This window comes from Bacillus sp. AY2-1, from assembly GCF_008368965.1.
Lineage (GTDB): Bacteria > Bacillota > Bacilli > Bacillales > Bacillaceae_G > Bacillus_A > Bacillus_A thuringiensis_S.
This window is the reverse complement of record NZ_QPEL01000061.1, coordinates 59,350-71,368: the sequence shown is the minus strand read 5'-3', so window position 1 is coordinate 71,368 and position 12,019 is coordinate 59,350. Positions and strand designations below refer to the sequence as shown.

Sequence of the window (12,019 nt, the reverse complement as noted above, 5' to 3'; positions counted from 1 at the left end):
TACTAATAGAATCTAATGCTCTTGCAATCATGCCAATTTCACGAAGAATTTCTTTCATAATGAACTCCTTATCTTTTGTTTTTATTGCAAATGCAACAATTTGAAGTTACATTTAATATAAAATGTTTTTATTGTAAATGCAACAAAAATGACGATGAAGAGGTTGATTAAAATGAAGTATGTTTTTTATGTATTAGGAATTTTAATATTAACCCTTGGTATTTCTGTCACAATACAATCAGATTTTGGCACTTCACCTTTTGATGCACTTTTAGTAGGACTTTCTTTAAATGTGGGGCTTACTGTGGGAAGCTGGGAAATAATAATAGCTTTATTATTAATATGTTGTAATTCGAAATTAAAAAGACAAAGACCAGAGGTACTAGGGTTGTTAACAGCATTCATAACGGGTATTGGTATTGATGTGTGGCTATTTTTATTACGCGATTTAATTACACCTGAAATATGGTACAGTAAAATGATTTATTTTGGAATCGGATTAGTTATTACAGGATTAGGAACTGCAATATATTTACAAACAAATTTTGCTCCCATTCCAATTGACCGATTAACTTTAATCATACAAGAATTAACTAGAACGAATATTTTTATAGCACGAACATTTATTTACCTTATATTCTTAATAATGGCAACGATTTTACATGGACCAATTGGTGTTGGAACTATATTAACTGTTTGTTTAGGTGGGTTATTACTGAATTTCTTTATACCACTTACTAAAAAAGTAATAGATCACTTATTCGTACACCAGAGTACGTCATCAAGTTATAAGAAAAATAAAGCAGCTGACCATAATGATAACAAAAGTATCTTCTAAGGAATCCTTTTCTTTAAATTACTTATACATTTGAAGACTGACTGTTTTTGAAACCTTCTTCAATCCACCAAGAACTTATAAATTCTGTTTTTCTTTTTCTTGCAAAAAATCCAATTGTTTCTTAAGGTAAGGATGTAGAAGGATGAACGAGAGAGGGTTTAATGAAGATGATACATATTTTATTAGCTGATGATGATAAACATATTAGAGAGTTATTGCATTATCATTTACAAAAAGAGGGGTTTAAAGTTTTTGAGGCTGAAGATGGAAAGATAGCGCAAGAAGTATTAGAGAAGGAAAATATTCATCTTGCGATTGTAGACATTATGATGCCGTTTGTTGATGGTTATACGTTATGTGAAGAAATTCGTAAGTATCATGATATTCCTGTTATTTTATTAACTGCGAAAGACCAGTTAGTGGATAAAGAAAAAGGATTCATTTCTGGTACAGACGATTATATCGTAAAACCATTTGAGCCAGCTGAAGTCATTTTCCGTATGAAAGCATTACTTCGTCGTTATCAAATGCTGAGTGCTGATATTATTACGTTGCACGGTACAACAATTGACCGAAAAGGCTTTGAAGTGAAGTGTAACGGACAAACGATTTTGCTTCCACTGAAGGAATTTGAATTGTTATCGCAACTGGCTAGTTATCCTGGAAGAACATTTTCAAGGGAAGAATTAATTGAATTAGTATGGGGAATGGATTTTGAAGGGGATGAACGAACGGTTGACGTTCATGTAAAGCGATTAAGAGATCGTTTTTCAAAACGAACGGATGATTTTCAAATTACAACGGTGCGCGGCCTCGGGTATAAGTTGGAGCTGAAATAAGATGAAATCACTATATTCTAGATTTGTATTTATGACGGTCGGCATTATGCTACTTAGTAGTATTATAGGCTTTTTATTAACGAACGTATATTATCAAGTGAAGTTAAAACCGTATAATAGTGAAAAGATTTTAAAGTATGCTGAAGAAGTAAAATCGTTATATGAAAAGCAAAGTGAAGAAAATCAAGAGGCATACTTACGGTCTATTGCGAAGCTAGGATATGAAATTTATATTGTCGATGATCAAAAGAATGGAAAGCGTATCGGAAATGCATTTCGTAAGACGACAATAAGTGATGATACCGTTCATAAAGTATTGCAGGGGGAGACATTTAATGGTGTTTCTACTTATCCAACGCGCCTTTTCATTACAGGATTTTTCGATAATGAATTAATTAATAGCGTCGGTGTCCCGGTAAAACACGGTGATAAACAGTACGCTTTATTCATTCGCCCTGACATTCAGCAACAATTTGGCGAGATGCGAATTTTCTTAGCGGTATTACTTGGGTTTATCGTTTTACTAAGTATTATTTTTATAGCGATTGCAGCAGGTTATATCGTTCGTCCCATTCGTAAATTTACGAAGGCTACGCAAAAAATTGCGAGTGGGGAATATGAAATTGAATTAGACGTAAAACGAAAAGATGAAATAGGAACGTTATCTACAAGCTTCCAAAAGATGACGAAGAGTATTAAAGAACTAGATGAAATGAGACAAGAATTCGTTTCGAACGTTTCACATGAATTTCAGTCGCCACTTTCTTCCATACAAGGTTTTTCAAAGACGTTGCAAACAGAAAAGAGGAGTGAGGAAGAAAGAAATCATTACTTACAAATTATTGAGGGTGAAAGTAAGCGAATGTCTAGTTTATGTAAACAGTTACTTACGCTCGCTTCATTAGATAAAGAGGAAAAGGTTCTACAAATAAGAGAATTCAATCTACAGAAGCAAATTAAAGACGTCATTTTTATGCTTGAGTGGAAATGGCGGGAAAAAGATATCGCCGTTGAATTTGATGTGCCAGATATCACTATAAAAGGTGATGAAAACTTACTTCATCAAGTATGGAGTAACATTTTCACCAATAGCATTAAGTTTTCAAACGATGGTGGGACGATTGAGTTTTTCGTCGAAGAGTTAGAGTCTAGTGTCATTATCTCTATATCTGATAACGGAATTGGTATGGAAAAAGAAGAGATGGACCGTATATTTGATCGTTTTTACAAAGTAGATACGGCAAGAGCGAGAAACGTAGAAGGTAGTGGTTTAGGATTATCGATTGTGCAGAAGATTGTGGAACTGCATAACGGAGACGTTTCAGTGTATAGCACGAAAGGGGAAGGGACTACTGTTCGGGTGGAGCTTCCTAAATAGATGAAAGAGGCTGTTTCGGAACGGCCTCTTTTTTGTCGTTTTATGTCGGTAAGTCGATATAATCGGAAAATCGCTGATATAATTTGAGTTGCGCCGATATATTTTGAAAATCGCCGATATAATTCTATTTGCGCTGATATATTTGAAAAATCGCTGATATAAATTTCACGTACTGTATTTCTGTTACAAAGCAGTATCTTTCACCCGTTCTTCCTTAAACTGAAGCTCAAAAGTATCCGCTGTAATTTCATCAGCTTTCGGCAAAGCCCGTAATTTCGGATGGAGTAGCCATACGAGAGAAATGAATAAAATTCCGATGCTAGCGAGCGCGAAAATAAGTTGGCTACTATATACATTAGCAGTGTATCCGCCAATTAAAGAACCGAACGGCATAGCAATTGTGCCCATACTTCGTGTAACTGAATTGATGCGCCCAAGATACTGGTTTGGAATTACAATTTGACCAATTGTCGCAAATAATATGTTGGTCGCCCCAATTGGTATCCAAGCTAAGCCAAATAAGAGAATAGATAACCATTGAAACGGTACAATCGTAGAGAGAAACCAAAAGAAAGCGCTAGTCGCAAAGCTAATAATGGAGAGACGGCCAACACTATGTTTACCAACCCATGAACTGAATAGTGCTCCAATTAAACTACCGGCGGATATAGCGGCTAAAAAGAAACCGTATAATTTCACCCCGCCTAAGGAATCAGCGAAAGAAGGGAGTATCGCCATCGTCATACCGATTGAGAAATTAGCGACAACTGAACCGATTAAGAATACGCCCATTAAGGAACGGAAGACAATTGAAAAACCTTCTTTTAAATCTGAGAAATATTGTTTTGTTGAAAGTGATGTGCCCGTTTCGGTTTGCTTTGGCATTTTCAATGAAAAGAACAAAAGGGCAGTAATCGCAAATGTTAAGGAGTCGACCACATATAAAGTAATGGCACCAAGTAGTGCTACTAATATGCCAGAAAGAGTCGTACAAATTAAGTCAATGCCTTGATACGCAAATGAGAAGAGTGAGTTTCCTTTTAATAATTGTGTTTTATGCAGTAGAAGTGGTAAAGCTTTCGATTGTGCGGGATAGGCGAATTGTTCGATAAAGGCTACGATTGGCATAATGATGAGTAGTAGTTGGACTGTTAATAGATCGAAGTAGTGTGTAATAGGAATGATTAAAATAAGAATGCATTGCAGAACTTGTGTGATGACGAGGGTGTTTTTAATGGACCATCTATCAACGAATGGACCAGTAAGAAATTGAAGTGCAGAAGGTAATAATGTAAGAAAACCAGCTAATCCAGAATAAAAAGGATTACCACTTAGCTTATATACGAGCCACATCGCGGCTACATAATACAAACTATCTCCTATGTTTGTAAAAATTCTCCCTAAAAATAATAAGAGGAAATTCCGGTTTTTTAATATGTCCACTTTATCTACTCCTTTATAATAAATTTATTCGGTAAAATAAATTTGACCGTCTCAGTAAAAAAAATCGTATTACGATTTTTCTTCTTCTTTAATAAATTGCTGCATTGTTCTCTCAGCGATTTGAAGTGCAGTAGTAGAAATATAATAAGGTTTACTATTCGGATCTTTATCTGCACCTTTTGTAATTTCGTTTAATTCAGCCATCAATTGATGAAACTTTTTCACCCACACTTGAAATTGTTCTGGCGTAGCATCAAACTCCCAGCAAGATGAAACGTAATTCCAATCAGCAGGATCTTCTCTTTCTTTTCGTAATGTAAAAGCTTCTTCTGGTGCAGCGAGAATTTGGCTTTTCGTTCTTTCTATCATTTGTAAAAAGATTTGGCGACCTGATTTACTTAATATTTCTAAATGAGGTAATAGATCTGTAGCAGGGGTGAAGCCTTTCGCGACAGATTGATAAAACTTTTGAATAATCCCATTCTTTTCTTCTGTATAAACGATCTCTATAAGACCATTCTTTTCTAATTCTTTTAAATGATAATGAATTTTCGCCCTTGAAATGCCGAATTTCTCAGATAGTAATTGTCCAGTATAAGGACGTTCGCATAGACGTATCATCATTTCGGCACGTAGTGGATCGCTTAATGCTTTTAGTTGGCTATAAGTAGTTAGTGTTAATACGGGCTTCAAAATAATCAACTCCTTAAATGAAATTACTCGGTCAAGATTATTTGACTGAATTGTATCAAGGATTTCAAATATTTTCAATACTTTCTGAAAATTAAATCTTACCCTCTGTAATCTTCTGTTCATATTCCGTTCATATTTCTTTTTTATGATAAGTGCATAGAAAGAAAGAGGAAGGAGCGAGCATAATGTTTTTAGCTCTGCGTGAATTGAAACAATCAAAATTAAGATACGGATTAATCGGACTTATCATGGTTTTATTATCATTTTTAGTTCTTGTTATTTCAGGATTAGCAAATGGATTATCATATGATAATGCTTCATCGATTCAAAATATGGAGGCAAATAAGTTCGTTTTAGCAGATGATGCGGAAAATAAATTACTTCGTTCACAAATTAAGAAAGACGATGTAGATAACGTAGTAAATCAAGTGGACGAGAAAGAGGCAGTTCCATTTCGGGTGAAAGTTTCAACGTATGAAAAGAAAGATAGTTCGAAAAAGGTTGATATCGCTATTTTTTCAAGTGAACGTGATTCATTTTTAGAACCGAACATTGTAAAAGGTGAGAAATTAGGTACAGCAAATAATGAAATGGTTGCTGATGAATCAATTAAAGAAAAAGGAATCGATATTGGGGATACAATTATCGATCCTGTTTCAAAGAAAGAATTTACAATCGTCGGATTTACGAAAGATCAAATGTTTAGCCATACACCAGTCGTTTATGTAAATGAAGACGTATGGGGCGCTATTTCACAACCAAACCAAAAAGATTATAGTGCAATCGCACTTAATACAGATAAAGAAGTAAAAAATGCACACGTAATTGACAAAAAAGAAGTGCTGCAAAGTATTCCAGGGTTTAAAGAAGAGCAAGGAACATTAACAATGATCATTGCATTCTTACTTGTTATCGCTGCATTACTAATTGGTGTATTCTTCTACGTCATTACACTGCAAAAAACACAGCAATTAGGTGTATTAAAAGCAATCGGTACAAAGAACTCGTATTTAGCAAATAGCTTAGTCGTGCAGGCGTTATTCTTATCAGTCGTTGCGATGGTAATCAGTATCGTTCTTGTACAAGGGTTAGAACAAATTTTACCAGCAGGTATGCCGTTCTTATTAACAACACCGATGATTGCACAATATGCAGCAATCTTTATCGTAATTAGTATTTTAGGAACACTTATTTCGTTATACCAAGTATTAAAAGTTGATGCGCTAGAGGCAATTGGAGGCGGGATGTAATGACTTCATTATTAAAATTAGACAAAGTAAGTAAAGTGTACGGAGAAGGGAATACGGAAGTAACAGCCCTTCATCCGATATCGCTTGATGTGAAAGCCGGAGAATTTATCGGAATCGTCGGTCCTTCTGGATCAGGGAAAAGTACGTTATTATCAATCGCGGGTGCATTATTATCACCATCAAAAGGGGATATTTACATTCGTGAGCAAAATATTACACAGTTATCAGAAAAGGAAATGACAGACATTCGTTTGAAAAAAATCGGCTTCATTTTCCAGTTTGCAAATCTTGTTCCATATTTAAATGTGAAAGAACAATTGCTTTACATTGCAAAGCTGAAAAAAGAAAGTAAACAAGAATCGGAAAAGCGTGCAGATCATTTATTAGCGGCATTTGGATTAGGAGAAAGAAAGAATCATTATCCAAATCAACTATCTGGCGGGGAAAAACAAAGGGTAGCAATCGCTCGTGCGTTCATGAACAACCCAGATTTAATATTAGCGGATGAGCCAACGGCAAGCTTAGACTCAAAACGTGCACGTGAAGTTGTAGAAATGATGAAACGTGAAGTGAAAGAGAGCAAAAAAGCAGCAATTATGATTACACATGATGAAAGAATGCTTGATGTATGTGATCGTATATTGATGCTTCGAGATGGACAGTTAATATAAAAAAGGAAAACCGTACATGTATGTGCGGGTTTCCTTTTTTTTAATGGATTTATTTAGAGAATAACGTTTTAATTTTATTACGAGTAAGTAATAAAACACCGCCTAATACAGATAGCATTCCTAGAGCCATATTGTTTGATTGCTCGCTACCAGCGTTAGGAAGTTCTTTAGCGTTATTGTTTTTAGTACCATTATCTGCTTGCGTTTGTTTAGACTGTGATACTTCATTAATCTTATTATCAACATTTTGCTTCGTTGTATGTATCTCAGCTAATTTGTCATCAATTTTTTTCTCAGTGTGTTTAAAGTCGTTGATTTTAATATCTAAGTCTTGTTTTTTCTTTGATAAATCGTCTGAAACAGTTTGTTTTGATTGTTTAATTTCGTTAATTTTATTGATTAAATCTTGTCTAGCTTCTTGTAATGCAGCTAGTTTGTTTTTCACATCTTGTTTAGCTAGTTCTAAGTTAGCGGAAAGACTGTCTAAATTGCCTTTAATTTTCTTAAGTTCCTCTAACGTGTTACCAGTATTCGGCTTGTTTTCTTTTAACTCAGCAAGTTTGTCCTCAGCAGTTTGTTTCGCTTTCTTTAACTCAGCTAATTTTTCATCTACTTGTTTTTTTACTTCCTTAAGTTCATTAACCTTTTGATCGATGTTCTCTTTATGTTGCTTCATTTCATTCACTTTTTCATCGACAGTTTGTTTATGTTCTTTAATCTCATTAACCTTATTATCGATATTTTGCTTATGTTCTTTTACTTCAGCAACTTTATCTTCTACTTGTTTTTTATGCTCTTTTATTTCCGCGATTTTATCTTCGGCGATTTGTTTGTCTTGCTGAATTTTTGCATCTAGTTCTTGTTTATGCTGTTTAACTTCGTTAATTTTTTCATCAGCAACTTGTTTACGTTCATGTAGTTCATTCACCTTCGTATCAACATTTTCCTTAACCTTGTTAAGTTCATTGAATGTTTGATCCACGTTTTCTTTGTGTTGCTGTAATTTCGCATCTAACTCTTGTTTATGTTGCTTAATTTCAGCTAATCGATCTCCCGTACTTTGCTGAGGAGTAGCATCATTTACTTCCGCATGAGCAGAGTTCGCGCCAGCAATCATTGCTAAAGCTAGTGTAGACGCAGCAATTGTTTGTTTTGTTTTCATATTTTTGTACCTCTTTTCTTTCATATGCATGAGCTGTTTTGTGTAAAATTGAGCATATAGAAGTAGATTCTTCCATCATTATATACCATCTGCGCCGTCTAGAGGAAGTATTTGCATAATAATCTATGGTTATGTAATTTTTATAGTCTCTTATTTTGGAGTAGGGGAGAACTCTTTAGCAAGATGGACAATTTTTAATATAGTAGAGTTTACATCCTTACTGTTACGAATAACAAACAAATAATCAGCTTCATTTTCTATAGGATCTACTACATCATCGTGAAGTAATTCAGTTTGTTGTCGATCAAGTACTTCTTTGAAACTAGAATAGCCACCTCTAAAAATATTCGTATTTCGCGTGCTTCTAGCCACTCTTTCGTAAAGTACATCATCTGGAATGTCAAAATGAACTAATATGCGTACATATTCATTCTGTGGAAATAATTCGTTTAGTAAATAGAATCTTCCGCTTTTACTGCGATTGGAATTACAAATAATAAGGTGTAAATTTGTATGTTCTTTCGCATAATCAACAATGAATTTTGAAAGACCGTGCTTTAGTATATTTGAACCTTCTGTCGGCTGTAATTTTTCATAATGTGTGTTAATAAATTCAGCTTGGTTGTCCTGGTCCATAATAAAAGAATTAGGTAACTCTTTTTCTAGCTCTTTTGCAAATGTAGTTTTTCCACTGTGTGTTTTTCCAACTGTAATGATGACTAATCTTTTCATGACGCCCTCCATTTGTATTGTTATGAACTGGAATATTCGGTGTAGATCGAAATCTTCCTGCTAGAGATTACACAAATTATTGGAGCGTTAGTAGGCTGAAAACTTTACAAAAAAACTTATTTATGCTATAATTTACCAATATAAAAATAAGGTGTATAATAGGGTTCTCCTGGCCAGGGGAACCCTATTTTTGTTGTGAAAATGAAGGAGAGTGTATGTGTGTGAAACAAGGTGAAGCAAGTGTAACGTCGTTAGTATCAGCTTTCGGAAGGGCGTATCATAGTGAATTTGATAATCCTAAAATCTTTGATGATTATGTAGCTAAAGATTTCATTTCACAAAAAGAACGTAACAATATTGAAACGAACATGGTTCAAGGGATTCACTTTTTCAATAAAGAAATTGCAGAGCAGTTTCAAGACAATCCAAAAGAAATATTAAAATGGATTACGCAAGTTCAGTTATCACCAACACCTTTAGCACGTGCCGCATATTGTGAAAGAGTATTACTACATGAAATTACATTAGGAGCGAAACAATACGTCATACTCGGTGCAGGCTTAGATACGTTCAGTTTTAGACACCGAGAATTAGAAAATAAAATAGAAATATTTGAAGTGGATCATCCTTCTACGCAGGCGTTTAAGAAGGAAAGAATAAAAGAAGTAGAACTTGAAGTTCCAAATAACCTTCATTTTGTTTCAATGGATTTTACGCAAGGATTTTCCTATGAACAGTTACGCAATGAAGGATTTGAAAATAAAAAGACTTTCTTTAGCCTTTTAGGTGTTACGTACTATTTAACGAAAGAGGAACTTGCTAGTTTAATAGAGTGCTTGTTTGAGATAGTTCCAGTAGGGAGTTCTATCGTTTTCGATTATCCCGATGAAAACTTATTTACGAAAAAAGGACTGTCCAATCGAGTTGAAAATATGGTGAAAATGGCTGCGGTAGGCGGAGAACCGATGAAATCATGTTATTCTTATGCTGAAATGGAAGAACTGTTAGAGAAGGCGGGCTTACTCATTTATGAGCATTTATCACCAGAGGATATTGATGTATTATATTTTGAAGGACGAAACGATTATTTAGAAGCTTTTGAGACAGTACATTATGTACATGCGGTAAAAAGGTAGGAAATTAGTAGGCATGGGGAGGAATCTCTGTGTCTTTTTTTATAAAAAAGGAAATGAGCTGTAGTGGTGGAAAATATAATTATAAATATATAATATCTATAAATTAATGTTTTGTAGAAACTAAAGGAAAGGGGTAATAGAAGATGTTGAAATTACAAGGGAAATACAATGAAGCAAAAGTGTTTACTACGAATGTAGAAAAAACTGCAGCAGGTCAAATTATTGATCTTTGTAACCAAGAATTCGTAAAGGATAGCAAGATTCGTATTATGCCAGATACACATGCGGGTGCAGGTTGCACGATTGGGACAACAATGACAATTCAAGATAAGATTGTTCCTAATTTAGTCGGGGTTAACTAATCGGCTCAGACTTTAAACTACTCACTCAATTGACTGGGAACCCTAACGATAAAAGGCGAGGGCAATCAGCAGCCAGTGGTTATGGTGACATAATCGAATGGTTCAGAGACTTGTACGATGTTAGCAGACTAAGGTACAGAATTATTCCTCATCCATTTTGAATTGAAGAGGAATAATTAATACGGTGAGCCTACAGTAGAGACTGCATATCTCGATGACTGTAGAGAAGGTATAGTCCACACTTTCAGGAAACTGGGAGGTAAGTACGATATTGGTTGTGGCATGGAGGTTGTTATAATTAATAAGAAAAAAGAGGAAATCAACTTCGATTACTTAGACGAAACGATACGTAAATTTGTCCCAAGTGGTTTTCGTATTCGAGATAAGGAACATAGATTTTCAAAAATGATTGATTTTGATAGTGTAAGAGCTCCGTTTACATTGCAACGTGCTCAAAAAAGTATTGGTACACTTGGCGGGGGCAATCATTTTGTCGAACTGAATGAGGATGATGAAGGAAATGTATACATTGTTATTCATAGTGGTTCGCGTAATTTAGGGAAACAAGTAGCAGAGTATTATCAAAACTTTGCTTACGAGCAACTTATAAACGTTAAATCTATTAAAGAAGAAATTATTGAGCGTTTAACGAAAGAAGGCAGACAACAAGAAATACATGAAGCTTTACGTGAAATTAAGAAACCGGTGATTCGTAAAGAATTAGCTTATTTAGAAGGACAAGGATTTAAAGATTACATGAATGATATGAAAATTGCACAAAAATATGCGGAGTTAAATCGTAAAGCAATGATTGATGAAATCGTCACTACAATGGATTGGAAAGTAACAGATCAATTCACTACAATCCATAACTACATCGATATGGATAATATGATTCTACGAAAAGGTGCTATTTCAGCTCAGAAAAATGAACGAGTAATCATTCCAATCAATATGAGAGACGGTTCTATCATTGCATTTGGTAAAGGAAATCCAGATTGGAACTTTTCTGGACCGCATGGAGCAGGGCGTATTATGAGTCGCAAGAAGGCGAAAGAAGTACTTAACTTAGAGGATTTTCAAAATACAATGACAGAGGTTTGGACTACATCTGTTACAGAAAGTACTTTAGATGAAGCACCAATGGTATATAAGCCAATGGATGAAATTATTGAGAATACAAAAGAAACAATTGATATTAAACATATTATTAAGCCACTTTACAATTTTAAGGCTAATTAAAAGAGGAGTAACGTTTATTAAAGAAAGAGAAATTGAAAAGATAGCATATTTTGTGGCGGTTATATAGCAGAGATTAAAAAGACAACATATTAAACTAAGAGATTCATCATATTCATTTACATTTATGTAATGTAAAAGACTAGAAAGCTATATTGGCGCGAATTGCTAATTGTGGAGTGTGAAAAAAGACAAAATCTCTTAAAAAACACTTAATTTTTTATTCCATTAATCTTTACAATCTCCCCCTATAATATGAATTGGACAAGCACCTAA

12 protein-coding genes are annotated in these 12,019 nt (G+C 34.4%); 8 read left to right on the top strand and 4 right to left on the bottom strand.

Translation table 11 applies throughout. From position 1 onward, the window contains the following. Positions 1 to 172: 172 nt before the first annotated feature. From DN403_RS15480 to DN403_RS15470, 3 genes are all read left to right on the top strand, one after another. Positions 173 to 838 carry a YczE/YyaS/YitT family protein gene (locus DN403_RS15480; protein ID WP_000878285.1) on the top strand — a complete coding sequence of 222 codons (666 nt, stop codon included), beginning with the start codon at positions 173 to 175 and terminating at the stop codon, positions 836 to 838. Positions 839 to 999: 161 nt separating this feature from the next. Further along, the gene (locus DN403_RS15475; protein ID WP_000781960.1) at positions 1,000 to 1,677 is read left to right on the top strand and encodes a response regulator transcription factor; all 678 of its coding nucleotides are present in this window, start codon (positions 1,000 to 1,002) and stop codon (positions 1,675 to 1,677) included. Position 1,678: 1 nt separating this feature from the next. Further along, on the top strand, positions 1,679 to 3,055 hold the full coding sequence (locus DN403_RS15470; protein ID WP_149185566.1) for a sensor histidine kinase: 1,377 nt from the start codon (positions 1,679 to 1,681) through the stop codon (positions 3,053 to 3,055). A gap of 183 nt (positions 3,056 to 3,238) precedes the next feature. Here the strand turns inward: DN403_RS15470 and DN403_RS15465 are convergent, their stop codons facing one another. Together DN403_RS15465 and DN403_RS15460 are read right to left on the bottom strand one after the other, a co-directional pair. Continuing rightward, a complete protein-coding gene (locus DN403_RS15465; RefSeq protein WP_149185565.1) occupies positions 3,239 to 4,498 on the bottom strand; it encodes an MFS transporter in 1,260 nt (419 codons plus the stop codon). 69 nt (positions 4,499 to 4,567) lie between these two features. Beyond that, positions 4,568 to 5,191: an ArsR/SmtB family transcription factor gene (locus tag DN403_RS15460; RefSeq protein ID WP_149185564.1), complete on the bottom strand. Its 624-nt coding sequence runs from the start codon at positions 5,189 to 5,191 to the stop codon at positions 4,568 to 4,570. Positions 5,192 to 5,376: 185 nt separating this feature from the next. Between DN403_RS15460 and DN403_RS15455 the strand changes: the two genes are divergently transcribed. Both DN403_RS15455 and DN403_RS15450 read left to right on the top strand, forming a co-directional pair. Continuing rightward, positions 5,377 to 6,441 (top strand): ABC transporter permease, encoded by a 1,065-nt coding sequence (locus DN403_RS15455; RefSeq protein ID WP_000477741.1) that lies wholly within the window; start codon positions 5,377 to 5,379, stop codon positions 6,439 to 6,441. After that, positions 6,441 to 7,112, top strand: coding sequence for an ABC transporter ATP-binding protein (locus DN403_RS15450; protein WP_149185563.1), 672 nt, complete (start codon positions 6,441 to 6,443; stop codon positions 7,110 to 7,112). Before DN403_RS15455 ends, DN403_RS15450 begins: the two co-directional genes overlap by 1 nt. A 49-nt stretch (positions 7,113 to 7,161) precedes the next feature. On the opposite strand, the gene DN403_RS15445 is transcribed toward DN403_RS15450, so the two are convergent. Further along, positions 7,162 to 8,274, bottom strand: coding sequence for an LPXTG cell wall anchor domain-containing protein (locus tag DN403_RS15445; protein ID WP_137073231.1), 1,113 nt, complete (start codon positions 8,272 to 8,274; stop codon positions 7,162 to 7,164). A 150-nt stretch (positions 8,275 to 8,424) separates the two neighbouring features. Then, complete coding sequence (locus tag DN403_RS15440; RefSeq protein WP_137073232.1) at positions 8,425 to 9,006, bottom strand: ATP-binding protein; 582 nt, start codon at positions 9,004 to 9,006, stop codon at positions 8,425 to 8,427. A 215-nt stretch (positions 9,007 to 9,221) separates the two neighbouring features. On the opposite strand from DN403_RS15440, the gene DN403_RS15435 reads away from it, so the two are divergent. From DN403_RS15435 to DN403_RS15425, 3 genes are all read left to right on the top strand, one after another. Beyond that, on the top strand, positions 9,222 to 10,142 hold the full coding sequence (locus DN403_RS15435) for a class I SAM-dependent methyltransferase (protein WP_149185562.1): 921 nt from the start codon (positions 9,222 to 9,224) through the stop codon (positions 10,140 to 10,142). A 143-nt stretch (positions 10,143 to 10,285) separates the two neighbouring features. Beyond that, positions 10,286 to 10,504 (top strand): RtcB family protein, encoded by a 219-nt coding sequence (locus DN403_RS15430; RefSeq protein WP_000916240.1) that lies wholly within the window; start codon positions 10,286 to 10,288, stop codon positions 10,502 to 10,504. Between the two features lie 282 nt (positions 10,505 to 10,786). Further along, a complete protein-coding gene (locus DN403_RS15425) occupies positions 10,787 to 11,746 on the top strand; it encodes an RtcB family protein (RefSeq protein WP_137073234.1) in 960 nt (319 codons plus the stop codon). Positions 11,747 to 12,019 lie beyond the last annotated feature (273 nt).

Bases quoted from the DNA above. Each gene is read 5' to 3' on its own strand.
- DN403_RS15480 (WP_000878285.1), top strand. From the start codon at position 173: ATGAAGTATGTTTTTTATGTATTAGGAATTTTAATATTAACCCTTGGT.
- DN403_RS15475 (WP_000781960.1), top strand. From the start codon at position 1,000: ATGAAGATGATACATATTTTATTAGCTGATGATGATAAACATATTAGA.
- DN403_RS15470 (WP_149185566.1), top strand. From the start codon at position 1,679: ATGAAATCACTATATTCTAGATTTGTATTTATGACGGTCGGCATTATG.
- DN403_RS15455 (WP_000477741.1), top strand. From the start codon at position 5,377: ATGTTTTTAGCTCTGCGTGAATTGAAACAATCAAAATTAAGATACGGA.
- DN403_RS15450 (WP_149185563.1), top strand. From the start codon at position 6,441: ATGACTTCATTATTAAAATTAGACAAAGTAAGTAAAGTGTACGGAGAA.
- DN403_RS15445 (WP_137073231.1), bottom strand. From the start codon at position 8,274: ATGAAAACAAAACAAACAATTGCTGCGTCTACACTAGCTTTAGCAATG.
- DN403_RS15440 (WP_137073232.1), bottom strand. From the start codon at position 9,006: ATGAAAAGATTAGTCATCATTACAGTTGGAAAAACACACAGTGGAAAA.
- DN403_RS15435 (WP_149185562.1), top strand. From the start codon at position 9,222: ATGTGTGTGAAACAAGGTGAAGCAAGTGTAACGTCGTTAGTATCAGCT.
- DN403_RS15430 (WP_000916240.1), top strand. From the start codon at position 10,286: ATGTTGAAATTACAAGGGAAATACAATGAAGCAAAAGTGTTTACTACG.
- DN403_RS15425 (WP_137073234.1), top strand. From the start codon at position 10,787: ATGGAGGTTGTTATAATTAATAAGAAAAAAGAGGAAATCAACTTCGAT.